This is a genomic window from Chloroflexota bacterium (genome assembly GCA_026710945.1).
Taxonomy (GTDB): Bacteria; Chloroflexota; UBA11872; order VXOZ01; family VXOZ01; genus VXOZ01.
Genome location: JAPOQA010000054.1, coordinates 173626 through 200510 on the forward strand (window position 1 = coordinate 173626; position 26885 = coordinate 200510).

Consider the following 26885-nt stretch of genomic DNA (forward strand, 5'->3'; position numbering starts at 1 on the left):
TCCCGCGCACGCGGGAATCCATCTTCTCTTGGCATCTGTCTATGAATCACCAGGCCAGTGGCGCAGGTCAACCCGCGCACTCTCCGTGCCCAATGCCGCCAGTTCTTGCAGGTACCGCTCGTGGAGCCGTTGCGCCACGTCCGGATGGTCCGCGATCACGTTGTGCTCCTCGCCGGGGTCCGCTGCCAGATTGTAGAGTTCAGCAGCTTCCAAGCCGCGCTTGCCCGGGTCCATGAGCGTCCATTCGCCGTCGTTGACGGTGCTGTAGAGCAACACGTCCTCTTGTGTGGGCAAGAGCGGTGAGCTGATGACGGCGTCGCGGTGGGCATCGGTCTCACCGCGCAGCAGCGGCGCGAGCGACCGGCCGTGGAGTCCGTCCGGCGCCGGCGCGCCGATCAACTCTAAGACAGTTGGCGTTACGTCAATGGCTTGTACGAGCGCGTTCGTCCGCCGCGGCGCCATGCCCGGCACGTGGGCGAGCAGAGGCACGCGGGACACCTCACGGTACATCGGCCAGCCTTGCTTTGGTTCCAGAACGGTATGCTTGCCGATGTAGCCGTGCTCACCGATGTAGAAGCCGTGGTCCGCGTTGAAGACGATGATGGTGTCGTCCCAGAGGTCCAGGTGCTTGACCCGCTCGATGAAGTGGCCGAACCACGTATCCACCAGCGAGACTGAACCGGCATACAGCGCGCGGGCGTGCCGTAGCTCCGGCTCCGTCAGATAGTCGCAACGGTCGTAGCGCGGCCAGAAGATCTTCTCCCCCTCGTAGCCGGGATCGTACATGTCCGTGTAGTGCTGGGGCGGGTCCCATGGCTCGTGCGGCGTGAAGGTGTCGACATAGAGGAAGAATTTCTCGTGGGTGTAGTTGCGCTCGAGCCAGTCAGCAGCTTGCGCAAAAGTCTGCGCCACAAAGTGTTCACGCTCGTGGGTGCGGTAGTAGACGTTCTTGAGGTAGCGAATTGCCGCTTCGGGCATGCGGATCTTCTCCGGCGCGCAGGGTAGTTCTACCGGCACGGGATCGGTGACGTACGGCTCGCCGGCTTGGCCCCGCACAGCTTGCCAGCCGTCAAAACCGGCGTGAAAGTTCATGCCCGGGCGGAAGAGCTGCACGTGATCGACCACCATCTGATTGACATAGCCATCACGCCCGAGAATTGTGGCCAGCGTGTCTTCCCCTTGCGCTAGAGGCGCCCAGCCCCGGGTATGGTAGACATAGTGGCTTGCGAGCAGGTCAGTGCGATGGGGCACGGTGGGAAACGAGCCCACGTAGCAATTGTCGAAGCTGACACTCTCTGCGGCAAAAGCGTCGAGATACGGTGTGCGAATGTCCGGATTGCCGTTCGCGCCAATGTGGTCGTAGCGAAACGTATCGGAGACGATATAGATGATGTTCATCGGTTATTCCAAAACTCCTCCTGCTCGATAGCGGGGTGGATCCTCTGTTCGGCAGCGGCAAATGCGACGCAGCGAGCAGGTTGCCACACTCGCGCACATTCAATCACTGACCGCAATTCATGGTATCCTAGACCCGCCACACACTCAATGCGCCGGCCGCGTCCACGTCTACTCTGCCTGGACACTGACCGCGCCGGCAATAGATGAGATTCACCATGGCGGTGACCCGATGAGACTGTGCAAAGGATGGTGCAATGGCTGAGATACAGGTTGGCATACAAGCGAACGCGTGGCTCCGCGAGTTTCCAATTGCGGAGAATCTCGATACCGTTCTGCAGCAAATTGCGGAATCTGGCTATAGCGGTGTGGAGATTGGCTATCATTTCTTGGCCGGAGGCCGGTTCAACGCCTTGCGTCCCGGCGGCGCGCCGACGGCCGGCGACAGCGAAACTACCACCATGCCCGATCCGGCGGAGGTAGGCGCGCTTATTGCCGAACACGGTCTGACTTTGGCGGCGTTGCATACCGGCGGCGTCTTCTATGCGGACGACGTTGCCAGCGAGCAAACGTTACCCAATTTGCAGATCATTGCCACGTTTGCCCAAGCCATCGGCTGCGGTACCGTCTTGATCAGCCCGGCGGCAAAGAAGGACGAGTCGAAGACGGATGAGGAACTTGCCACCCAGAACACGTACCTGCAGCAAGCGTGCGCGCTCTTCAACGACCATGGCGCACACTGCTTCCATCATACCCACGGGCCAGAATTGGAAGACGAATTCCGTGAAATGCGCCGCATTCTCGAGCTTGATCCTGGGTATATCAGCTTGGCTTACGACATTGCCAATGCCGCGCGCGTTATCGGCACGGCTGACGCAGTAAGCTTCATTGACTCGTTTCGCTCCCGCATCGGGTACGTGCATTACAAGGACTGCCGGCCCGACGGCGTGCTCGTGGAGGCAATCGGAGACGGCGCTATCGACTGGCATGCCGTAGCCGGATCGCTCAGGAGTTCGGACTACAGCGGCTGGGTGGTGGTCGAAATTGAGCCAGGTCATGGCATGGAAGCCCATCGCTCGGTTAAGGAAGATGCCGTCTTGAGCCGCCAGTGTATTCGTGAAACTCTCGGTGTGTAGCAGGGGACACCGCAATGGCGTACCGACGTTTCATCGATGCCCACGTCCACTATCCGCAGACGGCCTTCGATCCGACGGGTTCGCAAGTTCCTATTGAACGCCAGCTCGATGATCTTCTCAGCATGGAGCGCGCGCTTGGCTGCCAGCGGCTATGTTTGCTTTCCACCGGCGATCCGCCCGTACATGATGCTGTAGCGAGACTCATCAAAGACCAACCCGACTTAATCACAGGTTTTGGCTATATTCGCCTTGGGGTCGATGAACCGACCATTGTCGATGAGCTTGGCGACATGGGATTTCGCGGCCTCAAGACGATTCGCCCCTTGGAAAACTACGACAGTAAGTCGTATTATCCGCTCTACGAGCGGGCGGAAGCCCGCAATATGCCAATTCTCTTTCACACGGGGCAGCTTTTTCGCGCTCCTGGCAGCGGGTCGCGGGCAGAAGACGTGAGCACCGCGCGCATGATGCCCTGGATGCTCGATCCGATTGCGCGGGCGTTTCCGAAGCTCACGCTCATTGGAGCGCATCTTGGCTCACCCTCATTTGCTGAAGCCGCGTGGGTAGCCCGTTGGAATGAGAACGTCTACTGGGACCTCAGCGGGCCGATCACTATTCGCTACGGCAATCGCAAAGTCGTGCACGAGATGATGTACAACGCGGTGGCTGGCGCAGGGATTACCCACAAGCTGGTGTTCGGCTCCGATGTAACGGCACCGGAGATTCCAGACGTTGTCACCGCTTACGATGCGTTCTTAGACCGCCTCGGCGCGGATTCGCTGGACAAAGACCAGGTGTACTATGGCAACATGGCCCGCATTCTTGGCATTCTCTAGGCAATACTGCAATGTCTGAATACGCTTTTTCCGCAATCCCCATGCTGGAGCGTCCCGCTAAGCCGCGGACGTCCGGTCAAACAATGATGATTGACTTTGGCCTCGGGCTTAGCCAGCAGGAGGACATCCTTCGGCTCGCGAGCGCATATATCGATTCCGCCAAACTTGCCGTGGGTGTGGCGCGATTGTTGCCGCGTGAGTTGGTAATGCAAAAGATCAGCCTCTACCAGCAGTTTGACGTGGCGCCCTATCCTGGCGGGCAGTTCCTCGAGTACGCCGTGCTCTGTGGGAAGGTGGACGAGTATTTTGGAGAAACACGAGCGATCGGATTCCATGCCGTTGAGGTCTCTGACAACTTACTCTCAATTTCCCTGGACGAAAAGAAGGCGCTAATCGCCAAGGCGCGAGCGACGTACGGCCTCGAAGTCTATGGCGAAGTGGGTAAGAAAGAGGGATTGGCCGTCACGGTAAGCCTCGAAGAGGACATTGCGGCGTGCCTGGAGGCCGGCAGCAGCAAGGTGCTTGTGGAGGCGGCGGAAATATTCGGCCATGGGCGAGACAAGTCCTTGGCCGCACAACTCACAAAGGCGGCGCCGCTCGAGAAGCTCATGTTCGAGCTTACGGGCCCGTGGATTGAAGGCACCACCTACTCAGAGCCGGATACCCTGGCCCGCTGGCTCATGCAGACTCTTGGCCCCAACGTAAACATTGGCAATGTCTTGCCGGATAGCTTGCTCCGCATTGAAACCGCCCGCAGAGGCTTGGGCGTCAATGCGGGCGGGGAACTTCCCAGTGGGCTCATGCGCGATGAAGGCATGGAGGGAAGCTGTGGATGACGGCATGCTCTGAAACGTGGACCCAGTATAACGCGGCCATCCTCTGCGTTGTGGTCACGAGTTCTCATGGCCCAATAGCCCGGGAAGTTCCGCAAGAGTCGTAATTGAACGCACTCCCTCCGGCGTTGGCGCACCATCGCGGTTGAGCCACACCGCGTGGAGGCCCGCTTGCCGTGCGCCGTGGTAATCATTGTGCAAGTCGTCTCCGACGTAGATCGCCTGCTCGGGTTGCATCCCAAGTTGCTTGATTGCCGCATGGAAGATTACAGGATCCGGCTTGGTTACGCCCACGTCGGCTGAGCACACAACCACGCTGAACCACTCTTTTAGGTCGAGTTGTGCCAGGTAGTCACCGAGCATTGCATTGAAATTGCTTACCACGCCGAGCGCTAGTCTGCGTTCTTGCAGGCGACCAAGCGCCGGATTCACATCGGAAAAGACCTCAAGGCGAAATAGATCAAGCAGGTGCTGGCGCATGCGTTTGCGCGGGAACTGTTTGATTGCCAGCTCCGCCAACATGACATCGCTAGCTGCAAGCTCTAGTTGTCCTAGTTCCTGCTGGTCGCGAATATAGGGAAACCGCTCGCGGTATAGTCTGATTTCCGCAAAGAGTGCTCTCTCTGCACTCTTTGGGTCAACATGTACGCCATCTGCCGCCAGCAACTGGCAGAGGCGCACTACCGGTGAGCCATAGGAAACCGGCGCGAATAGCGTGCCGTAGGCGTCCAATAGCACAAGCGCGGGCCGATCGCAAAGTGCCGGGCTTTGCGGGTGCGCATTGTTCACGGCCTTGCCCGTGGCCGCCGCACTCGTCGATCTCATGGCTCCGCTCCCCGCTTAGTCTGAGCACTGAGGATTCCCCGCCCAAGAATTGGGGAGCGAACCCTCCTATTCCACGTTCCGGCGGCTGGACAACCGAAGCGTGGGACTTGCTGATTGCTGCCGCGGCGGACCATCACGGAGAAGCGCGCCTAGGCCCCTTTTTCACGAAATTGGATTGCGTGCTTTGTCATCCAGCGTCGTTTGGCGAGCGCAAGAGTAGAGATTCTGCATAATGAGAGACTGGCAGGTCTATCCCTTCACACCCGGTCCTCTCCCATGGCTGCGCTGCAATCGTACCCGATGGCCACGCCTGAGTCTATTGAATTGGGAGAGGATACATGGAACCGTACGCGGGCAACACCTCAAATCGCACCAAGTGCTATAGATATTCTGCTGTGGGGATGCTCTCGCATTACTGAAACGTAGGGCATGGATTGCACCGTATGAATGGCATGAGTTGCGTATGATACAATGGCTCCAGATAGTTTGCCTGACATTAATTATTCGTAGAAAGTTCAAGCGCTTTGAGCCAAGCATCACTAAAGGATGAGATTTGGGGACCGACGCCCGACTATCTCGGGGTCTATGTCTCCGGCCTGGCAAACGCGGTAACAAAGGGCATTGCGAAGCAACTCATGCCCCTTGGCGTTTCTCCGATAGAGTTCATCATTCTCGGCGTCTGCTTCCGTTCCGGGACAACTACGGTTTCCCAATTGGCGAAAGTGGCGCCGGTTGATGCCGGCAGCGTCAGTCGTACCGTGAACAAGCTCTTCGAACAGGGAATGCTAACGAGGAGGCGTCTGCGGGGGGACCGGCGGGTGGTGAGTCTTGGATTGACAGAGGAAGGGCTCCGCCTGGTTCCTATACTCATTGAACGGGTTCAAGAGCACAATGCCATGCTGGCGGAAGGCATTACACCGGAAGAACGGGCCGTATTCATCGCGGTCTCCGAGAGAATAGTTTTGAACTTCTCGCAGAAGTGGGAAGAGGGAGAGGCCGACCAAGGGTTGGATTAGGTAGAGGCGGCGGGAGCCCGAGCAACTCCTCGAATGCGGACCCTTCAGCCCCTGGGCGAGACTACAGAGTCATTGTATGTTACACGCCGCGACCGCGTAGACGTCATGCTTGGCCCCGTGCACACCCATGTCACGTATGCAAGCGGAGTGCGGGCTAGATCTCCACGCTACCACCAACGCCACGGCATCTGGTTTTCGTAGTAATGTACCGGTACTTCGGGTAGCCTTGCCTGGAGCTCTTGGGCAAAGATGGCAAGTCCGGGGTTCTCACTCACTTCGTGGCTGGTTTCGATCATCGGCACTCCGGAGTCTAGCGCAAAGTGCATGCCGTAGTTGTCGCTCTCCCCTGCAATGAATACGTCACAGCCGTACTTGAGAGTTGACTGCATGTAGCCGACATTAACGAAGAGGCCCAGGCCACCCCAGGGCAACCCCGCCCGCCGCACCGTCGCCGTCGGATCGTATGGTGTCGCTCGCACCGCCTCCATGCCGAGTGCGGATTTTACGTGCTCTACGAGCGCCCCATAGGTCGTGCCCGGAGGCAGGTCATAGGCCTTGAGGTAAGGTCCTTCGTCTACCGCCGGCTTGCCGAGGCTAAGCCTCTCGGCGAAGGCAGTAAAGATGCAGTGACGATCCAGCATCCCGTGGGCACGAATGACCGCAATACCGCTCTCCGCAAGCAATCCGATGCGCCGCTGGTTCACACGCCAGCTTAGATACTCCACCGGCGTCGTGCTGTGCGGAGGCCGCCACGACGGAAAGTACAGGTCCTCATGGGCAATGATGAGGTTGGCGCCAGCCTCTTTCGCATGTTCAATGGCATCGAGGCTCGCCATCCAGCACACTTGGATACCGCCAACTTCCTGCTCTCGGTCGCCAAAGAGAATCCCTTCATCGCCGCCCTGAGGGCCGCAGGAGTCTACAATTTCCCGTAGTACTTCGGACGTACGCATTTTTGCACCCTTCTCCTGGCATGACTTGCATGTATGAACTCACTGCATCATGATAGCGAATAGTAACGAGAGGGAGCAGCAAATGCAGAATTGGCTGACGCGGGAGGACGAGGTGCTGCCAGAACGTGCCCCGCTGTGGGCGGGAGCGGCCAAAACGCAGATCACACCGGCAATTGGAGGCTTGCTCCAAAGCGGCATGACGGTGATATCAACGGGTGTGCTTGACGACCTCTATAGCACCGCCGTCGTTTTGGACGATGGATCGACAAAAGTTGCGCTGGTCGGCAATGACCTCATTTACATGGAAGCCTCGCTGGCCTCCGCGATACGGGCGCGCATTGCCAAACAGACCGACATCCCCGGTGATAACGTCCTGCTGAATGCTTCCCACACGCATTCCGGCCCCAGCATCTCTGTGCTTTCGCCGGACCCCGTGGACTTGGAATACCGTGAGTGGGTCATCCAGCGCATCACCGATACCGTGGCGCGTGCTAATGCAGCTCTTGAGCCAGCCTCGCTTGCCATTGGTGAGGCGGAGGGCTTGTTTGCCATCAATCGCAGGAAAGTAGTGGATGGCACCTCGAGCATGCTGCCCAACTATGAGGATACGGTGGATAACCGCGCGCGAGTCATACGCGTCGATCGCCTGGACGGCTCGGCGCTCGCTATCGTCTTTTCGGCGGCTTGTCACGGCACGGGCTTTGACTATCGCGGTAATCCCGTAATTGGGGGTGATTACATTTCGCCGGCCAAAGACGAGATTGAGCGCTCATTTGCAACGGAGGGCGCGCCGATTGCGGTCTTTCTGACCGGCTGTGGCGGTAACATCCGTCCAAGAGTGCTGACACCGGCAGGCGATCGCTTTCATCCCTGCACGGCGGCGGAGATCCAGGCGCTCGGCCGCGGCGCCGGCGCTGTGGCGGTACGCGCGGCGCGCGAGAGCCATATGGCCGTGGGTTATCCCATCGCCGTCGCCAGAGAGCAACTCCCGCTCCCCTTCCAAGATCCCCCCACAATAGAGGAGCTCAAGTTGTATCGCACGGAATCCGGCCGCAATCGCTGGCTCACGTGGGCAGACTACCTCATCGAGAAGCTGGAGAACGGCGAGAAACTTCCCACAACAGTAGATATGGAAGTCCAAGTTGTGAGGCTCGGCGGTGTTTGCATCGTCGCCATGGGTGGTGAGGTGTTTGTGGAAATCGGGCTGGCAATCGAGCGGGCGCTGCAGGACAGCCACCGGGCGCAGATGGCGCTCACCCTCGGCTACAGCAACTCGGAAGTAGGCTACGTCTGCACTGCCAAGTCCTATCCTGAAGGCGGCTCCGAACCGGCTGACTTTTACCGCTGGTTCTGGTATCCGGCGCCGTTCCGGCCGGAGACCGAGCAATTCGTGGTGAGTCGCGCCTTGGCTCTCGCAGAGCAGGTTTCTCAACCGGCAGACTAGATTTCGCAATTCACTGATTCCACCGATATTCCGCACTAGAGAAGCAAGAAAGGCAGATGATGTCCGGTAGCGTCCGCATGGGTGCGGCGAAAGTAAACATAACTCCGCCGGTGGGTACGCATCTCGGCGGCTATGGCAATCGCCAGCAGCCTTCTGATGACATTCACGACGAACTCTACGCCGCTGCCTATGTATTTGACGATGGAGATACCACTGTTGCCGTTGTTGGCGCCGATCTCGTTGACATTTCTTTGGAGCGCACGCACGCTATTCGCAGGAAAATCACGGCGGCGACAGGGATACCGGGCTCCCACGTCATGCTGGGCATGACCCATGCCCACAGCGGCCCCAACACGAAAGATTGGGGCGCGGGGCTGCCGGGCGCCAGCGTACCGTATCCGGGTGGTATTCCCGATGAGGAACTGACGTACGCGCTGCCGATCCTCGACCACGACTACCTGACCGAGCTGGAGAACAAGCTCGCGGGCGTCGTAGCCATGGCGATGCAAGGGTTTCAGAACGTGCACGGTGGCATTGGCACTGGGCAGTACGGTCTCGCCATCAACCGACGCGGCGAGCGCAACGGTGAAGTGGTCAATTGTCCCCGCCCCGACGGCCTCGTGGACCATTCGCTGCCGGTATTGCGCTTTGATAACGATGCCGGCGAACCGGCAGGCATCATCTTCAATTACGCTTGCCATCCCACGAGCATGAGCGACAACTTTGCCATCAGCGCCGACTATCCCGGCCCAGCGCGGTCGTTTGTGGAGGATGTATACGGCAATGATTGCGTAGTAGGTTTTCTCCTCGGCTGCCATGGTGACATTCGACCCAATTACACCGACGAAACCGGCCGCAGCTTCCGCTCAGCGATATTTCCCGAACTCGAACGGGAAGGCCGCATCATGGGCGCGGAAGTGATAAAAACACGCGAACGCATCAGCCCGCGCTCCTTAGAGGGTGTGGCCGCAGCCAGCACATCCATCGTTGCTCCGTTCGCCGAGCCGCCTACCGCCGAATACCTGCGCGAGGCACTTGAAACAGGTGCGTTTCCTGACACTGGGAGACGCCTCCCCTTCTGCAAAGCGCGGTGGGCGCAGCGCATTCTCCGTCAGCTTGAAGCCGGTACGCTGGCCGACGGCTTGGAGACCGAACTCCAGGTTATTCGCGTGGGACACCTGGTGTTCGTCGGCTTTCCTGGGGAATTCTTCCTGGAATACGGCATGGAAACGCGAAGGCGGGTGAAGGAAGAATTCGGCCTCGATGTAGTCCACGTGAGCATGGCGAATGACATGATCGGCTACGTTGCGTCGGACCGAGAAATCCCACGCGGCGGCTACGAAGTCGGCTCCTACCAGGATGACGAGCTCGCTCCGGCCCATTACCGCACAGGTACCCAGGGCCTCTTTGTTGGCCGAGCGCTTGAACTCGTGAGCTCGATATTGCCAGGCGCTTAGGTTGCCGTCAGACTGCTACTTTGTAGAGGGAATTGCAATCAGGAAATGGGGCTTGCCATTACGCCGCCAACGGGTTTTTCTCGTGTGGACTTGAGAAGTCCTCTAGATTGACTGTGCACGCGAAGGGCGGACTGACGCCCCCTTGAATTGCAGGGAATTACTGGCACTACAATGAGCTCTTGAAACTCTCTGTACTGTTTTGGATGAGTACCGCATGCAATCTCCAATTGAACCGGGCATTTTTCTTCCCACGCTGGAACTCTGGCTTGATTCGCGGAGAGTAAAAGCCGAAGGATACATCTCTCACGCGCACAGCGACCACCTTGCCTCGCATCATCACGTGCTTGCGACTGCGGAAACTATCGCTTTGGCTGCCCAGCGCATGAAGATCAAGCAAGCGCAGCCGCTTCGGTTCGGTGAGCCGCTGGAGCGCGACGATTACACGCTAACGCTCTTTCCGGCCGGTCACTGTCTGGGCGCGGCGCAGGTCGCCATCGACGTGCATGCAACCGGTGAACGAATTGTGTATACGGGCGATCTGCACCTCGGGCAGGATCTCTTTGGACAACCGGCTCAGCCCTTACCATGCGATACGCTCATCATTGATGCGACTTTCGGTCACCCGGACTACGTCTTTCCGACTCGTGCGAGCGTTGTCAGCCAACTGTGCGAGTGGGTCATCGATACATTCAATGAGGGAGCAGTGCCAGTCGTGCTCGCCTATAGCCTGGGCAAGGGGCAAGAGGCCTTGCATATCCTGCTGGACGCGGGTTTTGACGTTCAGGTGGACGAATCAACGTATGCGATGTCGGCGGTCTACTTACAGATGGGCGCCAGGTTTCCGGGCAAACTGATCCGCTGGCGCGGCAGGCGTGAGGAAGGTACGGTCGTCTTGATGCCGCCTCATGTGCGTCGGCGCTCCGAGACGTTCGCGCTCACTCCCTATCGCACTGTGCTTCTTAGCGGCTGGGCCGTCGATCCTTCATGCAAGTATCGCATGCGTGTCGATGAGGCGCTGCCGCTGAGCGACCACTGCGACTGGAATCAACTCAATGCGTATGTTGAACAGGCTAAGCCGAAACGGGTATTCACGATGTTCGGCCCGCAACAATTCTCCGCTCATTTGCGCGATAGAGGCTTTGACGCTTGGCCTCTTGAAGCCCGCCAGCCGGCACTCTTCTAGTCGTTTGCGTCAAAACGACCGGGTAGTGCTTTCGTCCATACTTCCGTTCTTGTTTCTTTCCTAAACTATGCCTATCGGCGATAATGCATAGAACGTGCAGGGGTCGGCAGTGCACGCTTGGGGGCACAAGGCGCGACGCCGGCATGGTGATTTTGTAAGCCCGCTATAGCGGGCTTGACGCAAGCGGCAAACTGACCTGGGATTCAATCCTATTGTTTAACAACAGACCCATGGAGGTGTAATGATGGCAGAGGTGAAGTCGATGGTGACTGAAGAGGAGCTAGCATTTTACGCGGACAACGGCTATCTCCTGATCAAGGGTCTGGTATCGGCTGAGGGCATAGCAGAACTGAAAGAGCGGCTCGAAGAGTACATGTATGATCGCCTGCCCATACCGGAAGGGGTCAAGATCCAGGTTGAGCCCCGTGTGGAACGCGGCGAGGTGCCGTGGCCGGAGCGACGCGGCGATGCATTTCGCAAGATCGACCGGCTCGTCGTTCACGACGACCGCTTTCGCGGGCTAGGCACAATGCCGGAGGTCGTGAAGCGCATGCAGGCTCTCATCGGCAGCGAGAATCTGAAGCTCTTTCGTGACTCAGTGCTAATGAAACCGGCGCAGGTTGGCTCGGCCAAGGGAATGCATCAAGATTCTCCCTACTGGCCGATTGAGCCGATGGAATTGAGCTCATGCTGGATGCCCTTTGAGCCTGCTACCCCGGAGAACGGCTGCATTACCGCCGTTCCCGGCAGCCACAAGCGCGGTCCTGTACCTCATGAGCGGGTGCCGGATGACTATATCATCAACGAATCTAACTATGATCCGGCTGACGTGATAGCTGTCCCCATGGAAGCGGGCGATGGGCTCTTCTTCCATAGCCTCCTGCTCCACGGGACGGCGCCAAATCTCACGACGCAGTCGCGGCGGGCGATTACGATGAGCTACATGGCCGCGGAGTTCCAGTACACAGGTGACGCGCCTAAGCCGGACTACCTGCGCATCTGCGGTCAGGACGTCCCAGGAGGCGTGTAAGGCGCGTCTGGCAGTTTGCCCACGTGCCCTTGCAGTGAGTGCGTTGAGATAGACTAAATGGCGCTCTGTTAGGAGGCCCTGCTTGGCGTCAGCCCGCCTAGGCGAGAACATCCGTTACGAACCGGATGAGCCTTGTTCGTTGTTTACGGCGGTAGTCGTGGGAGCGCAGGGCGTCTTGATTGTCGTGGCTCCTGCCGTGCTTATTGTGGCCATCACGGCGGTAGCCTCCGGCCAGGACGAGCGCTATCTCACGTGGGCCGTGTTTGCGTCGCTCATCGTCGGTGGGGCGATCACGGCGCTGCAGGCGGCCGGCATTGGCTGGCTCGGCACGCGCCACCTTCTCATTACCGGCACCACGCCAAACTATGTTGCAGTCTCGGTCTTAGCACTTGCGGAAGGCGGACCGGCCACACTCGCGAGTCTGATTATCCTGTCGGCGCTCTTCTATCTGGCAATTGCGGCGTGGCTGCCGCGTTTGCGCCGCATCATTACACCGGCCGTTTCCGGTACCGTGCTCATGTTGATCGCAACGATGATACTGCCGGTGGCCTTCGACCGCCTGAATGAAGTTCCAGCAGACACACCCGCAATTGCCGGTCCGGGCGTGGCGCTGGTTACGCTGGTAGTAACGACCATTCTGGCATTGCGCGCGCCTGTCTCCTGGCGGCTGTGGTCGCCGCTTCTCGGCATTGGCGCAGGCTGTGTGGCGGCGGCGTTTTTCGGCATGTACGAATTGGATCGGCTTCGTGAAGCGGCGTGGGTTGGGTTGCCTTCAGGCGGTTTTCCGGGGCTGGAATTGACGCCGACCGCCGGGTTTTGGGCACTGCTGCCGATGTTCCTGGTAGTAACCCTCGTGCAGGCAATTAAGACCATTGGTGACGCGGTAGTGGTGCAGCAGGTCTCACAGCGCCGGCAGCGAGCAATTGACTTTCGCAAGATTCAGGGCGCGCTTTATGCCAACGGGGTAGGCATCTTGTTGTCTGGTCTCGCCGGTACACCGCCCACGAGCGCCTATTCGTCTTTCACGGTCTCCCTCATCAATCTCACTGGGGTAGCCGCCCGCAGGGTTGCCTACGCCATGGGGGTGATATTCTTCATCCTGGCGCTGTTTCCCAAAGTAACCGGCTTGCTTCTCACCATTCCCAACCCCATCATGGGCGCATTCTTGTTAGTGGCAATTGGGATTCTCTTTTTCGAGGGCATACGCACTGTCTCGCGCTCGGGGCTTGGGTACCAAGATGCACTAGTTGTTGGGCTGTCGTTCTCAATTGGGGTTGGCTTACAGCACCAGAATATCTTTGAGGGCGTCTTACGCGCGCCATGGGATGCATTGCTGGGCAATGGCATAACCATCGGTGCAGCAAGTGCCATCGCGTTAACGGTACTCCTAGACATAACGGGACCGCGACGCCGGCGCTTGCAGGTGCGTCTGGCCAATTCCGACCTGCCCCAGATTGACGCTTTTCTGCAGGAAGTCGCTGCCAAGCTGAGTTGGAACGAAGAGTCTATTGACCGCCTGCGCTCTGCGGGTGAAGAAACTCTCGCGAGCCTGCTGCGACCGGAAAGTGCGCACCCCACGGACAAAGTGCCGCGCTTGATTATTGCCACACGCCCGGAAGGCAATGCGCTGGAATTGGAATTCTCGGCGGTGTTCGCGGAAGAAAATCTGGAAGACCGGCTGGCACATCTCGACGAACAGAGTGAAACAGACGACGATAGAGAGGTGTCGTTTCGGCTGCTACGGCACTATGCGTCTGCGGTGCGGCACCAAAAGTACCACGGTATGGACATCGTAACGGTGCGAGTCGAGAGAGCACAATAGAACAGCGAGTTCCTCAGCGTTGCATTCCCCTCTGCTAAGACGGACCGAGACGCTCTCACGATCTTTATCGCTCCCCGCCCGCGCAATTGGGCTCGTCCAACCCCCACAGGCACGCCGCGCGGGACTATCCTCCTGAGTCTCGGTCTGAATTGTGCCTCACACCTTCAGGGGTACGGTCCCGCCTGCGCGCCATCCGACTCTAATGGGACATGCTGCTTTAGTCAGACGCATTCTCAGCAATGAATTTCCGCACGATGTCCGCGCACTCCTCCGGTTTTTCCAGTGAGAGGAAGTGTGTCGCATCGGGCAAGAAGTCATAGTCCACGCTCAGGATGTCACTGAGATCCAGGGTTGGCAGATAGGAATATGGCAAGGTGGGGTCAGCTCCAATGACCTTAATGGGACAGTGAAACTTTCGAAAGTCCACGAGAACGGCATAGGGGCTGGCATAGTCGACTATCTGCGCTTCGTATTCGGGAGGGCAGCATAGCTCGAAACCCGTTCCACCCTCACTATCCCGCAGCGTCGCTTGTGCCACGAGTTCGATAGTTCCGGGCACCGTATGCTGAAAAATCGGTGAGAAGCCAAGCAATTCCACAAAGTCCTCCCTGGAGTTGAAGTGGAAGGTGCGGCGGCGTGCCATGCTGGCTGCACGTGTGGCTGCGGTATCGAATTCCTCAAAGCTGGCGCCAGGCTTGCATAGCGGGGGATCGAAGAGAATGAGCGATGCGTGGCGGCTGCCCTTGGTGGGAGAGACCAGAGTAGTCAGCGCGGAGACGGAGTGGTAGACGCCGCTGATGGGCTTCTTGCCAAAGTTTATCTCAATGGCATCAAGCAAAATGTCATGGTCAGACGCAAAGGTAGCAATAGTGTGCTCCCTCGCCGAAGTCACTGCATTCCAGCCATGGTTCCTCAGATCGTGGACAATCACGTCGAATTCGCTTGTCAAGTGCGACCAAAAGGGATAATAGAGGTCAATCGCAAGGCCGTTGCCATGGCTTAAGACCAGCCGCGGCCCGTTGGAATTACCGTGGCGCCGCAACCTAATTGTTGTATCGCTATCTACCCGCACGTCCAACGTGGTGTGGGGCTCGGGTACCTCCCATACCGTCTTTGAATTCGCCATGAATGGTTCTGTTCTTGTTACTTGTGACTTCAGTCTATCTCAAAGGCAACGGCAGCCGCGAACTCTTCGCTTCCAAGGTCTTGAACGTGCCATGAAACACCAGGCAACCGGGACAATTCCATTGAGCCCTGCTGAGTACCCCGCAGCATGGACACAGGAAGCCGGATGCTGGCAGCGTTCAGATGGATGCCCTCGCCCTGGGCCTTCATTAGGGCTTCCTTCAACGTCCAGAGCCTGTAGAAGAGGTGGACGCGCCCAGGTCCCTGCCGCGACCGTATTGCCGCTCTTTCGTCGCACGTAAACACGGTGTCTATAAGCACGTCAAGGTTGCGGCGCCCATCGCGTTCTTCAACGTCCACGCCCAGCCGTCCTGTTGGTGCGTAGGCGACCAATCCGTGATCGCCGCTGTGGCTGACGTTGAAGCTGACGGTGGCCGGCGCGCCTCTCTCTCGGGCGATTGGTTTACCAAATGGAGAGCTGGCAAAGAAGAGGTCTTCGTTCTCACACCCCAACTGTTCACAGAGGATGGCCCGCAGGGCGGAACGACATAGGGCAAACCTGCGTCGTGGGCCGTCAAAAGCGAAGCGCCGCAACCGACCTCGTTCCCCTTCGTCTAGCCATCTATACGCAGCCGCTTCTGCCTCCGGTTGAGGTCGCACGTTAACATGGGCAACGCGGACGGCGCCAATTGTCTTGAAATGGGTCCACCAGCGCAAGTCTATGGCAGGCATAGGCATCGGACGCTTGTTGAGCCGGCACATCACGGACTAACTAGCCCAGCTAAGAAATTCGCCGCTCCTGCAGGAGCGGCGAATTGTCACAAGTATAAAAAAATTGCCCAGAATTTACATTGCCGGCAATTGGGACACGACCTACCCCTCGCGGGCATCAATGGCGTCAACCAGCTCTTGAAGGCTGTTAAGCGTTGGGCAATTCTCGCGCGTGATCTCTACACTGAATTCCTGGGCGACTACCTTCGCAAACGCAACGATGTCCATGGATGAAACACCGGCATCGGCGAGACTGGCGCCGAGGTCGAAGTCAGGTCCCAACGGCTTGCCATCCACCTCTAGGTTCGACGCAACAAGCTGCTTCATGCGCTCTGCAGTCGCTGCCATATGAATAATCCTCCCACAAAAAATCTCATGCTAAACTCTGCTGCAACCATAGCAAGTGACGACCACTTAGTCAATGAGAGGGCCCCACGTGGGCTGACTCTACGCGTCTGCACCCAATAGTGTGGCATGCACACTCCTTGCTTGCCTTGGACTTAGCTGGACGTTACCGAATTGCGCGCATTTACCCAATGTCGGCGGCGTTGGAAAGGATAGCTTGGCAGAGAGATGCGTCTGCGCATCTCACCGGCAAACAGTCCCGCAAAGGAGACCTGGAGTCCTGCTTCGTACGCGTCCGCAACGGCCCTGGTGAATTGGCAGTCAGGCGCCGGCGACAATCCTTCACTGTCAGCGCGCGCCAATGACTCAATGTAGACAAGCTTTCGGTCGGACGTCACTGTTCCTGCCGGGCTCCGCCACCGCTCAGCGACCCGGGACTCTCCCTCTGCGCCTAATTCGATTGACACGAGCAGGTCGACACCCAACTCAGCCAGAGCCTCGACGCAGCCCGCTGCTGCAGGCGGGCCGGCGCTTTCGTTCCAATACGCCGCGTCAGGCCGGTTATCGGGGTTTACCACCCGTCCGGTTGCGCCGCTCACCATGGTGATTGACGGTGCAATTGCTACTGCCGCGATTGCCTCTCCCAGCCCAGGTGAGACATCTGGCTGTGACGCGTTGAGAGAGTCACCCGCCATCTGCGCACCCCACTCGGCAGCGATGCGCAAGCCGTCCTCAAGACTGAGCGCTCCCGCGGCTTGTGCCGACGCGAGCTCGCCCACGCCGCACCCCGTTACTACACTCGGCCGAATTCCGACACTCGCCCAGAGCGCCGTAAGCGCACACTCCAAAGCGTAAGCTGCCGGCTGATACCAAGCCGGATCGTGGTTGGCGCTAGCCGAATCACCGTTCTTACCGAACAACACGTCCAAAATGGAGGATGCTCGTTCCTCGCGGAGAATAGCATCGCAGCGGTCCAGCACTGCGCGGGCGACAGGTTCTCGTTCATAGAGGGCCTTGCTCATGGCGGCCACCCCATGTACCGAGCCGCCAAAGGCAAAGGCAGTATTCGCGACCGGTTGCGGTTCAGGTTCGTCGGAATCCTCACGTACTGCAGCGAGCATCTTCAGCTTCTCTCGCAATTCCTCATACGTTTGAAAGGCCAATCCCGCGCGCTGCGAGAAGTGACTGCGTCCTACACCGGCCGTCCACGCCATATCCGCAAGCAAGGAGTCTTCTAAAGCATCTGTGAGGTCAGAGTTTGCGTACGTATCATCGAGCCAGGCTAAGTAGCGTTCCGCTAGCTGGCGCCGTGCTTGGTGGGTCTTGCCGGAGAGAGGCAGCAGACGCGTGGTGCGTTGTGCTAGGTTCATATCTGAAGTTTCGGCGAGGTCCGCACTATCGGGCAGCGCAACCTCAACCAAGCGCGGAGTGCCCGCCGGCCACCGCCTGCCGTTCCCGCTGCTCTCCTCTTCATCGGGCGCGGGGCAGCCTTCGACAACGACATGCGCGTTCGCGCCTGAGATGCTAAAGACATTCACACTCGCAAAAGGCGGTCGATCGGTCGCGGACGGCCATGCGACCGCCTCTGATGTCACGCGCACCGGCAGGCGATCCCAATCGATATCGGGATTTGGGTTTCGGAAGTTGAGATGTTGAGGAATGGCGCCTTGCTGCATTGCAAGCACTGTCTTCATGAGGCTTGCGATTCCCCCAGCCGCTTCCAGGTGGCCGATATTCGTCTTGACAGAGCCAATGAGCAGTGGGTTATTGACATCGCGGTCTCGACCATAGACGTTAGCCACAGCGTTCAGTTCCACCGCATCGCCGACGGCAGTACCCGGGCCATGTGCCTCGACGTAGTCGATCTCGACGGGCGCGACGCCTGCCTGCGACAGTGCTTCTCTCATGGCGCGTTCCTGGGCGGGACCGTTCGGCAGTGTCAGGCCCAAGCCGGCGCCGTTCTGGTTGACGGCAGTACCGCGGATCACGGCCCAGATGCGATCACCGTCCGCCTCGGCTTCGCTCAGGCGCTTCAACACCACCAAGCCGCACCCTTCGCCGCGCACATACCCATCCGCGGCGGCATCAAACGTCCAGCACTGGCCGCTTAGCGAGAGCATCCCCGCATCCGCGAGAAACCGCATAACGGACTGGGAAAGGACCGCATTGACCCCTCCGGTCAGCGCCATATCGATTTCGCCGCGCTGTAGACCGGCTACGGCCTGGTGAACCGCAACCAAGGAAGCGGCACAGGCCAGTTCTATCGGAACGGCCGGGCCCTCAAGCCCCAATGTAAAGGCGACCCGCCCCACCGCCACGCCACCGGCAGTTCCCAGATAGTCGTCGTCCCTACCGCTCTCCGTGATTACTCTGCGGTACTCGCTGCCGCCAATACCGGCATAGACGCCGGTGCGACTCCCCCGCAGACTTTCGGGATCTATGCCGGCATCTTCGAAAGCCTGCCAGGAGGTTTCCAGCAGAAGCCGCTGTTGTGGATCCATCATCTGTGCTTCAATCGGGGCAATCTTGAAGAAACGAGAATCAAACTCGTCTATCCCCTGCAGGTATGCCCCGTGCCGATAGGCAGCTCTGTCAGCCGCGGGATCCCCGGCTATGCCGCTCCAAGAGCCAGCGTCTTGACGCCCATCGGTTACCATGTTCTGGCCTGTTTCTAAGAGACTCCAGAAGCCTTCAGGGTCATCTGCACCCGGTATCCGGCAGGCCATGCCGACAATGGCAATGCCATCTTCGGCGACGTCAATCGATGGCGGCTCTGGGGCGGGCAGAGATTCGGCCGCTGGAGACTCCTCGCCATCCCCAAGCTCAGTTGCCAGATGCCGGGCGAGGCCTGCGATGCTGGGATAGTCGAAGACTACCGTGTTCGATGCCACATACTCTCCGGCAAAGCCGCGGTTGACGCGGTTGCGCATCTCTACAGCCATGAGCGAATCCATGCCGAGGTCGGCAAACTCAACCGACAAGGCGGGCTCCGTTGGCAGCCGCATCACCGCCTGAAGTTCCTCTTGCAGGAATGAAGCGAGCACCTGTTCCCGCTCCGCTGCGTTCGCACTCCGCAGGCGAGACATCAAGTCTTGTGGGGCCTCAGCCGACTCTTCGTCTCCCTCCGATGTTGTAGTGACGACATTCTCGAACAGTGGCGGATCGTCTTCGTGACTCTGCGAAAGAACGTCCCAGTCTACGGCCGCGACCATGCCTGCTGTGACATCCTGCCGCATAAGCATTTCGAAGGCTTTCAGCCCTTGCTGTGGGGTCATCCAGCCCGTTCCCGACGCCTCCAACTGCCTGGCAATGCGCTCTCGCTGTTCCTCGGCCTCGCCGAGACCCGACCACGCGCCCCAGGCAATCGATTGACCCGCAAGACCACGTGCCCGCCGGTGGCCGGCAAGTTGGTCCAGGAATGCGTTCGCCGCACCGTGGTTCGCCTGGCCCGCGTTTCCCAGCACGCCGGTCACGCTGGAGAAGAGGACAAAGAGGTCAAGATCCCGGTCCAGTGTCGCGCGATGCAGGTGCCATGCGCCGAGCATCTTAGGCCACAGCACATTCTCAAAACTCTCCCAACTCTGGTTGGTGAGGGCTGCATCCGACAGAACGCCAACGCTGTGAATAATGCCTCCGAGCGGCGGCTGCGTGGCATCGATGCGCGCTAACATCGCGTTGACCGCATCGCCATCCGTTACGTCGGCCAATTCCACGTGCACGTTAACGCCACTTGCTTGCAGTGCGTTGATGGCCGCGACGGCTTCGGGATCAGGGTCGCGCCGTCCGTTCAGCACAATAGCTCCGGCGCCACGTTCAGCCAGCCAACCGGCCAAAGCGCATCCGATTCCACCGAGACCGCCCGTTACGAGATACGTGCGGTCGTCGCGCAGCGTTCCTGTTTCTATTGGCGAGACTGAAAAGACGATCTTGCCGATGTGACGGGCAGAACGCATGAAGTCCATGGCGGCCCCGGCTTGATTGAGCGCCCACCTGCTGTGAATGAGCGGGGTAATCTCACGCCGAGCTAGTTGTGCCATCATGCGCCGCAAGGCGTCTCCCGGGCGCGCCGGATCGTGCTCCTTGAGCGTATCCAATTCCAGGATGTCGTAGGCCACATCCGGCCGTGCCGCGGCCATCTCTTCTTCGCTGTAAATGCCCACGCGCGCCAATTCCACGAACCGGCCGCCTTGCGCAAGGCAGGATAAGCTCGACTCGATGAAGCCCTCACTCGTCAGGCTATTCAAGACGACGTGAACACCTTCGCCGTTGGTGGCTTCGAGGATTTGCCGGCCGAAGTCTGTTTGCCGGCTGTCGTAGATGTGCTCAACACCCAGCGAGCGGAGATATGCTTGCTTGGGTGCGCTCGCCGTTGTGTGCACTTCCGCGCCCAAGGCCTGCGCCAATTGGATGGCTGCCAATCCCACGCCGCCGGCGCCAGCATGGATCAACACACGCTCGCCAACCCTCAATGCTGCAATGTCATACGCGAGCGCGGCCGAAACAAACACCGTTGGCATGGTGGCAAGTTCAGTGGCCGTGTAGCCCGGCGGAGCCAGCGCAACCATTTCTTCCCGCGTTATCGCCTCAGGCCCAAACGTACCAAACGCGAGACCGACGATGCGGTCACCGACCGCAACAGATGTAACATCGGTTGCGACCTCAAGCACCCGGCCGCAGAATTCGCCACCCAGGAGACCTTCGTCGATGAGCGCAAGCGAGCGGAAGACATCCCAGAAGTTAAGCCCGGTGGCATCGACGGCTACGCGCACTTCCCGCGGCTGCAAAGGCCTGGCAGGGAACGGCCCGACATGGATGCCTTCCAGCGCACCGCCTGCGTCCGGTTCCAGCAGCCAATTTGAGTTATCGGGCAGCGTCAAGCGCTCGGGCACGGCACCGATGCGTTCGAGGCGTGCCGCCTGGCGCAGACCTCCACGGTAGGCAACGTGATTCTCGGAATCCGGATACAGCAGTTCATTTTCCAGGTCGGCGATGGGAATTTCCCGTCCCGGTTCCACGTCGAGCATACGCGGCTGCAAGTCGCCCGCTTCGCGCGCAACCACTTTGCCGAAACCCCAGAGCGCCGCTCCGAAGAGTTCTCCGCTGCTCTCTTTTTCCAGCACCTGACCGCCACGTGTGATGAACCATGTTCCCTTGCCTGGGGTTACGTCTGCATCGCCCATGCCCTGCACCACTGCCAGCGCACTCGCCGTGGCATGCTGTGCGTCGTCCGCCAGCTCTGCGGTCGTGGCTTCCGGACCGCTGCCGTCCAAAGCGGCGAGATGAACTACGCCCTCCAGCGGTACGTCACTGGGTAGGCTCATGAAGAGATTTTGCCAAGATTCGCGATCACAGAGTGCGACAGGCGTGCGGATAATCTTGGAATCCGACTCGGCCTGCTGCGCGTCCGGTTGTTGCTCGCAGCTTGCCAGCACTACGGTCTGATTGCGAGCCGCCAACGCCGCCGTTAGCTCTTCTGCGAAACCGTTGCGATCGGGAGTCAATACCCAGGCTCCTGCAGGCTCCAAGACCTGAGTAGGCCCCTGCGCCAGGATGACGCCCCGGTCAGGTTCCCTGCCGGTTTCAGTCCGTTCCACACCAAGGACTTCCACTTCCCCGAAGCCTGCGTCGCGCAGTGCCTGACTCCAGATTTCCGGGCTCGCGAGGGCATGGTGCGGTCGGTAGTGGTCGGCAAAACGCCACCAGCCGTCCAACTGACCGAACGTCAGGTCCAGCCAGCCTTGACCGCGGAGATTCTCAAGGGCAATTAGCTGGCCGGACGGCGCCAGCAGCTCCCGGCAATGGCCGAGAGTCTCTCGCAGATACCGTGTGGCGTGCAGGACGTTGGACGCAACCACCAGGTCATAGCCATGGGGGTCAAACCCCTGTGCTATCGGGTCTTTCTCAACGTCCAAGACCCGGTATTCAATTGCGGCCTCCGTGCCGCCGAAGCGCGCTTCGGCTTCCGCAAAGAAGCCTGCGGATATGTCAGTGTAAACGTAGTCAAAGCGACCTTCCGGGAGTTCCGGCAACACCGAAGCCGTTGCCGAGCCGGTACCGGCGCCGACTTCTATGACCCTTAGTCGCCGATCTGCCGGCATGTCGCTGAGAAGCGCGGCAACGGCGTCGCTCAGCATCTTGTTGGCGGCCCGCGCTACGGGCGCTTTGCGGTACAAGTCTGCTGCGCTCGGTTCGCCGCTGCTAAAGAGAAGCGTAAGTGGGTCTGCTTCGCCGCGCAGCACGTCGGCTAATGCGCCTGCGCTGCGCCGAAAGAGGCCGACCTCGTTGGTGCCGTGGGCGTAGCGTGACTCCATCTGGACGGAAAATGCGTCAGGATCGCATGGCACCTCATCCGGCAACGGGTCGTCGGGACCCAATTGCACGACAAAGTCATCTCCAGACTCCGCCAGGACGCTGGCGAGCACCTGCATTTCGAGCATGCGGCGGAAGAGCTTGCGATGCTCGTCCAAGACTCCCAACTCTTGGCGCAGCGCCTCTGGGTCTATCGCTTGGCCGACTGCACGCTCCCACCCCAGTTCTTCGAGGGCCGCGAGCGCGCAACGCCACGATAGGTGTTCCAAGTCGGAGAGCAACGCGTCCCTATCGTCGGCTTCAACGCCCTCAGCCGCCAGATACTCCGGGAAAGTCTTAGAATCGGCGGCGATAGCCGTTGGACTCGCGAGGAAGTCCGCAGACGGCATTCCTTGCGGCAGGGGTCGGTCTCGCCAGACTACTTCGTACAGGAGGTCTTCTACGTTTTCAGTAGCCGACAGCAGCGCGGCGCGCGTGGCGCGCTTGACGGTGTAGCCGTCCAATCCCCCAATCTCTCGCCCCTCCGGCGTATAGAGGCGCAGATCACCTGATATGACTTCAGGTGTAGCTTCCGCAACGCCTTCTGCCTCGGACTCGCGATTTCTCTCTCGCATGCGCGCATGGCAGATGAGCCGGTTTGGTAGCTGCTCCGTAAGCCACAGCCGTTCCCAACCGAACGGCAGATATGCATCACCATCTTCACTTGCTGACTGCCGGCGCGCGGCCGCCATTACCTGAAAGCAGCCATCCAGCGCGATCGGGTGCACTTCTGCGGTGCTTTGCTCAATCTCAGGAGAGAGGGAAATCTCGCCCACGGCCTCGCCATCCCCGGCCCAGAGCCACTGCAGTGTGCGAAACTGCGGCCCGAGATTCACATTAACATCGGCCCTCGCACGATAGAACGCCGTTACATCTTCCGCTGCCAGGCCCTGCTTCACGGCTTCCACATCGATTGACCCGCCGGTTTGTTGTGCCCCGGTGGCAACCCGGCCTTCCACGTGCAGAGTCCACCCATCTTCTTCGCTGCCTTTGCTGAACACCTCAACCCGTTGGGCAGACGGCGTTTCGCTCTCGCTGAGCACGAGCTGGAGTTTCCGACTCTGCGGCTCAGCATCCTCTTCTTGATCTCGCTCCGGCAAGACTATTGGATTGTGGAGCTGGAAATCCTCAACGACTACAGTGCCTTCACTGTCCGGCCAAGCCGCCGACACCGCCATGGCTCCGCAGAGCGCTGCCGGCACGACGTGGCGGCCAAACACGAGGTGGTCGTCTAACCATGCTGGATCGGCAGCCGATATATCAGTCTCGAAATGGATTTCGCCGCGTGGCGATTCATGACGTGAACCCAATAGGGGATGGTCTGTGCCGGACCGGCGGCGTGTCGGCCTATCAACCCAATGACGGCGGCGCTGGAAGGGATAGTCCGGCAACGAAATGCGGCAGCGACTCTCACCTGCAAACAGGCCTTGCCAGGAGATTTCAAGACCCGCCGCATAGCCCGCGGCGACTGCGTCTACAAAGCTGGACTCAGGTTCCCGCGTGGAACTTTCCCTGTCGGGTCGGCGCAAACTGGCGATCACTGCCGGGCCCTCGTCCACCTTTCCTGCCGGTGATTCTGGCCAGGCCATTGTCGCCATGGGTCCTAACACGGCGTGTGGGCCAAGCTCGATCACCAAATCTACGCCTAATTCGGCGAGCGTTGCAACACCTTGCCTGAATGCCACCGGACGGCGCATGTGCCGACGCCAGTACGCCCCGTCGAGGTACTCCCCCGGCGCCACCAACCGGCCGCTGACATTGCTGATCAAATCAACTGACGGCGACGCAACTTCGATGTCTTCCAGGGCGGCTTCGATATCGTCCAAAGCGGGTTCCACCAAAGCGCTGTGAAACGCCTGGCTTGTGTTCAAGCGCCGCACGCGGACGTCTTGCGATTCGAAGCGGTCCATAATCGCTTCAACGCTAGACACCGGGCCGCTGACAACTTGGTGTGCTCCGTTATAGGCCGCGATGCTCACCTCAGCGCCGTCGGCCGCGGCATTTACCTCTTCCATCGCGGCAATCACCTGCGCCTCGGTGGCAAAAATGGCCGCCATTGCCCCTGCATCGGCCAGCGTCGCCAGCGATGCGCCACGCCTGGACACAAAGCGCATGCCGGCTTCCAAACTAAACACACCGGCAGCGTGCGCGGCGGCAAATTCGCCAAGACTGTGTCCGATTACTACGCTGGGGTAGATGCCGACACTGGCCCAGAGTGCCGTCAAGCCGCACTCCAGCGCGTAGATGGCCGGTTGCGCCCAGGCGGTGTCATTCAAGTCCCCGACCGCCTCAGGTTTTCCAAACATGACGTCGAGCAAAGACGCCGACCGCTCTTCCCGAAACACCGCCTCACAACGGTTCAAGACCGCCCGGAACACCGGCTCACTGTCGTACAGGGTCTCTCCCATACCAAGCCACTGGCTACCTTGTCCGGTGTACATAAACGCAATCTTGCGTGGGGTGGCATTCTCCGTACCCGGCGGTGAGTCCACCACCTGCCCTAGCTGCTCGCGCAGTGAAGCAATATCGCGGAAAGGCAGCGCCGCGCGGTGCGAGAAGTGGCTGCGCCCAATGCCCGCAGTCCACGCCAAGTCGGAGAGCAACGGGTTCACGGCCGGTTCACTTGAAGCAAGCTCTGTAGACTGCGTAGCGAGCCACTCGAGATAGCGGCCTGCCGCATCCTTGAGCGCTTGGTTGGTCTTGCCGGAAACTGGCAGCAGCCGTGTCTGGCGTGGGGTGAGATCTTCCGCTCGAGTCGGCTCGGCGACGTCATGTGGCAGCGCCGGCGCAATCGGGTAGGGAGCGCCTGTCGGCCAGGCCTGGGTGTCTGTGCCGGCGGACGCGGCATCGAGTTCGGCGTAACCCTCCACGATGACGTGGGCGTTAGTTCCCGACCAGCCAAACCCGCTCACGCCGGCGAGTGGCAGGCGGTCTGCATTGCGCGGCCAGGCCGTAGGCTCCGAGGCTACGTGCAACGGGAGATTTCCCCAATCGATTTCTGGGTTTGGGGTGCTGAAGTTGCGATGCTTGGGTATGACACCGTGGTTCATCGCCAGGACTACCTTCAAGACTCCGGCCACGCCTGCCGCGGATTCCAGGTGGCCCACGTTCGTCTTTACGGAGCCAATGAGCAACGGCTGGCCTGGATCGCGCCCGATCCCATAGGCGGCGCCGGTCGCTTGCGCCTCGATGGGATCGCCCACCGGCGTACCTGTGCCATGGGTCTCTACATAATCCACCTCCGTAGGCGAAATTCCGGCGCTCAGCAACGCATCGGCAATCACGCTTTCCTGCGCTTCACCGTTTGGCACGGTCAGTCCTTGGCTCGCGCCGTCCTGGTTGATGGCCGAACCTCGGATGACCGCCCAAATGCGGTCGCCGTCCGCTTCGGCGTCGCTGAGTCGCTTGAGTACAATGAGGCCGCACCCTTCACCGCGCACGTACCCGTTTGCCGCCGCGTCGAATGTCTTGCATTGTCCATCGGGCGCCAACATGCCGGCGTTGCCGCGCAGTTCCAGCAATCGGCCGGACAGTATCGTGTGCACGCCGCCGGCAAGAGCCAGGTTCGCTTCGCGTCTCTGTAAGCCGACCACCGCTTGATGGATTGCTACCAGAGAAGACGAACAGGCGGTATCCAGAGCAATTGCCGGACCCTGCAGGCCCAGTGCAAAGCAAACGCGGCCGATGGCGGTGTTGAAGGAGGTGCCACTGACAGAGTAGAGGCTTGTCGCGGGTTCAGCCGTGTGGCTGGAGTCTAAGACGAGGTCGCGGTATTCCATGTTGCTGATGCCCGCGAATACGCCGGTGCGGCTGCCCTTAAGACTTTCCGGATCGATGCCGGCGTCTTCGAGGGCCCGCCAGCTCGTTTCCAGCATGAGCCGCTGTTGCGGGTCCAGCAGTTGGGCCTCGACTGGCGAAATGCGGAAGAACTCGGCGTCAAACTGGTCGACTTCGTCAAGATACGCCCCAAAGAGACACGCCTCGTTCTGTACCGCGGCGTCCGGGAAGAGTTGGCCCACACGTCCTGCACCGGACCCCGGCACGCCTTGAATAACCGCAGTCTTGCCCGCTGCCAGCAGATCCCAGAATGCCGCCACATCTGGCGCTTGCGGAAACCGGCACGCCATGCCGACAATTGCTATCGGTTCTGCAGAATGGCGCAGACAGGGTTGCGAGTCTTCCAGGGGAGAACTCGTGCTCACGGAAACATCGCCTTTCCAAGCTGACGTCATTGTCAACCTCTTTCATTCTTGGGCAGCAGTGTGGGCGAGAGCGCATCCTCGTCTCTGCATGTGGCCGTCTGAGGCTAGCCATTCTTGGTATGCGCCCCAACGGAAACGGTGCGAATACCTAGAGTCCATAATAC

16 protein-coding genes are annotated in these 26885 nt (G+C 59.7%); 9 read left to right on the forward strand and 7 right to left on the reverse strand.

The genetic code is table 11. From position 1 onward, the window contains the following. Positions 1–39: 39 nt before the first annotated feature. Positions 40–1398, reverse strand: coding sequence for a sulfatase (locus OXE05_11145; protein ID MCY4437876.1), 1359 nt, complete (start codon positions 1396–1398; stop codon positions 40–42). A gap of 254 nt (positions 1399–1652) precedes the next feature. Here OXE05_11145 and OXE05_11150 point away from each other — a divergent pair, with 254 nt between their 5' ends. Genes OXE05_11150 through OXE05_11160 form a run of 3 tightly spaced genes read left to right on the forward strand, consistent with a single transcriptional unit; the run spans position 1653 to position 4203 of the window. Beyond that, complete coding sequence (locus tag OXE05_11150) at positions 1653–2531, forward strand: sugar phosphate isomerase/epimerase (protein MCY4437877.1); 879 nt, start codon at positions 1653–1655, stop codon at positions 2529–2531. A gap of 14 nt (positions 2532–2545) precedes the next feature. Continuing rightward, positions 2546–3367 carry an amidohydrolase family protein gene (locus OXE05_11155; protein ID MCY4437878.1) on the forward strand — a complete coding sequence of 274 codons (822 nt, stop codon included), beginning with the start codon at positions 2546–2548 and terminating at the stop codon, positions 3365–3367. 11 nt (positions 3368–3378) lie between these two features. Continuing rightward, positions 3379–4203: a phosphosulfolactate synthase gene (locus tag OXE05_11160; protein ID MCY4437879.1), complete on the forward strand. Its 825-nt coding sequence runs from the start codon at positions 3379–3381 to the stop codon at positions 4201–4203. 54 nt (positions 4204–4257) lie between these two features. Here OXE05_11160 and OXE05_11165 read toward each other — a convergent pair whose 3' ends face one another. Next, positions 4258–5025 carry an HAD-IA family hydrolase gene (locus OXE05_11165; protein ID MCY4437880.1) on the reverse strand — a complete coding sequence of 256 codons (768 nt, stop codon included), beginning with the start codon at positions 5023–5025 and terminating at the stop codon, positions 4258–4260. Between the two features lie 524 nt (positions 5026–5549). Here OXE05_11165 and OXE05_11170 point away from each other — a divergent pair. Beyond that, the gene (locus tag OXE05_11170) at positions 5550–6041 is read left to right on the forward strand and encodes a MarR family winged helix-turn-helix transcriptional regulator (GenBank protein ID MCY4437881.1); all 492 of its coding nucleotides are present in this window, start codon (positions 5550–5552) and stop codon (positions 6039–6041) included. 167 nt (positions 6042–6208) lie between these two features. Here OXE05_11170 and OXE05_11175 read toward each other — a convergent pair whose 3' ends face one another. Continuing rightward, on the reverse strand, positions 6209–6994 hold the full coding sequence (locus OXE05_11175) for a Nif3-like dinuclear metal center hexameric protein (protein MCY4437882.1): 786 nt from the start codon (positions 6992–6994) through the stop codon (positions 6209–6211). Positions 6995–7076: 82 nt separating this feature from the next. Between OXE05_11175 and OXE05_11180 the strand changes: the two genes are divergently transcribed. From OXE05_11180 to OXE05_11200, 5 genes are all read left to right on the forward strand, one after another. Beyond that, positions 7077–8438, forward strand: a complete 1362-nt coding sequence (locus OXE05_11180; protein MCY4437883.1) for a neutral/alkaline non-lysosomal ceramidase N-terminal domain-containing protein — start codon at positions 7077–7079, stop codon at positions 8436–8438. A 59-nt stretch (positions 8439–8497) separates the two neighbouring features. Further along, the gene (locus OXE05_11185) at positions 8498–9895 is read left to right on the forward strand and encodes a hypothetical protein (GenBank protein ID MCY4437884.1); all 1398 of its coding nucleotides are present in this window, start codon (positions 8498–8500) and stop codon (positions 9893–9895) included. A 214-nt stretch (positions 9896–10109) separates the two neighbouring features. Next, complete coding sequence (locus OXE05_11190; GenBank protein MCY4437885.1) at positions 10110–11078, forward strand: hypothetical protein; 969 nt, start codon at positions 10110–10112, stop codon at positions 11076–11078. 241 nt (positions 11079–11319) lie between these two features. Next, positions 11320–12108 (forward strand): phytanoyl-CoA dioxygenase family protein, encoded by a 789-nt coding sequence (locus tag OXE05_11195; protein MCY4437886.1) that lies wholly within the window; start codon positions 11320–11322, stop codon positions 12106–12108. 82 nt (positions 12109–12190) lie between these two features. Further along, positions 12191–13930 (forward strand): hypothetical protein, encoded by a 1740-nt coding sequence (locus OXE05_11200; GenBank protein ID MCY4437887.1) that lies wholly within the window; start codon positions 12191–12193, stop codon positions 13928–13930. A gap of 217 nt (positions 13931–14147) precedes the next feature. Here the strand turns inward: OXE05_11200 and OXE05_11205 are convergent, their stop codons facing one another. The 4 genes from OXE05_11205 to OXE05_11220 form a co-directional block, all read right to left on the reverse strand. Then, complete coding sequence (locus OXE05_11205; protein MCY4437888.1) at positions 14148–15056, reverse strand: alpha/beta hydrolase; 909 nt, start codon at positions 15054–15056, stop codon at positions 14148–14150. 29 nt (positions 15057–15085) lie between these two features. Next, the gene (locus tag OXE05_11210; protein ID MCY4437889.1) at positions 15086–15787 is read right to left on the reverse strand and encodes a 4'-phosphopantetheinyl transferase superfamily protein; all 702 of its coding nucleotides are present in this window, start codon (positions 15785–15787) and stop codon (positions 15086–15088) included. Between the two features lie 141 nt (positions 15788–15928). After that, positions 15929–16174, reverse strand: a complete 246-nt coding sequence (locus tag OXE05_11215) for an acyl carrier protein (GenBank protein MCY4437890.1) — start codon at positions 16172–16174, stop codon at positions 15929–15931. 152 nt (positions 16175–16326) lie between these two features. Beyond that, the gene (locus OXE05_11220) at positions 16327–26751 is read right to left on the reverse strand and encodes an SDR family NAD(P)-dependent oxidoreductase (GenBank protein MCY4437891.1); all 10425 of its coding nucleotides are present in this window, start codon (positions 26749–26751) and stop codon (positions 16327–16329) included. Positions 26752–26885 lie beyond the last annotated feature (134 nt).

Coding starts and splice junctions, on each gene's coding strand:
- OXE05_11145 (MCY4437876.1), bottom strand. CDS start 1,398: ATGAACATCATCTATATCGTCTCCGATACGTTTCGCTACGACCACATT.
- OXE05_11150 (MCY4437877.1), top strand. CDS start 1,653: ATGGCTGAGATACAGGTTGGCATACAAGCGAACGCGTGGCTCCGCGAG.
- OXE05_11155 (MCY4437878.1), top strand. CDS start 2,546: ATGGCGTACCGACGTTTCATCGATGCCCACGTCCACTATCCGCAGACG.
- OXE05_11160 (MCY4437879.1), top strand. CDS start 3,379: ATGTCTGAATACGCTTTTTCCGCAATCCCCATGCTGGAGCGTCCCGCT.
- OXE05_11165 (MCY4437880.1), bottom strand. CDS start 5,025: ATGAGATCGACGAGTGCGGCGGCCACGGGCAAGGCCGTGAACAATGCG.
- OXE05_11175 (MCY4437882.1), bottom strand. CDS start 6,994: ATGCGTACGTCCGAAGTACTACGGGAAATTGTAGACTCCTGCGGCCCT.
- OXE05_11180 (MCY4437883.1), top strand. CDS start 7,077: ATGCAGAATTGGCTGACGCGGGAGGACGAGGTGCTGCCAGAACGTGCC.
- OXE05_11185 (MCY4437884.1), top strand. CDS start 8,498: ATGTCCGGTAGCGTCCGCATGGGTGCGGCGAAAGTAAACATAACTCCG.
- OXE05_11190 (MCY4437885.1), top strand. CDS start 10,110: ATGCAATCTCCAATTGAACCGGGCATTTTTCTTCCCACGCTGGAACTC.
- OXE05_11195 (MCY4437886.1), top strand. CDS start 11,320: ATGATGGCAGAGGTGAAGTCGATGGTGACTGAAGAGGAGCTAGCATTT.
- OXE05_11205 (MCY4437888.1), bottom strand. CDS start 15,056: ATGGCGAATTCAAAGACGGTATGGGAGGTACCCGAGCCCCACACCACG.
- OXE05_11210 (MCY4437889.1), bottom strand. CDS start 15,787: ATGCCTGCCATAGACTTGCGCTGGTGGACCCATTTCAAGACAATTGGC.
- OXE05_11215 (MCY4437890.1), bottom strand. CDS start 16,174: ATGGCAGCGACTGCAGAGCGCATGAAGCAGCTTGTTGCGTCGAACCTA.
- OXE05_11220 (MCY4437891.1), bottom strand. CDS start 26,751: ATGACGTCAGCTTGGAAAGGCGATGTTTCCGTGAGCACGAGTTCTCCC.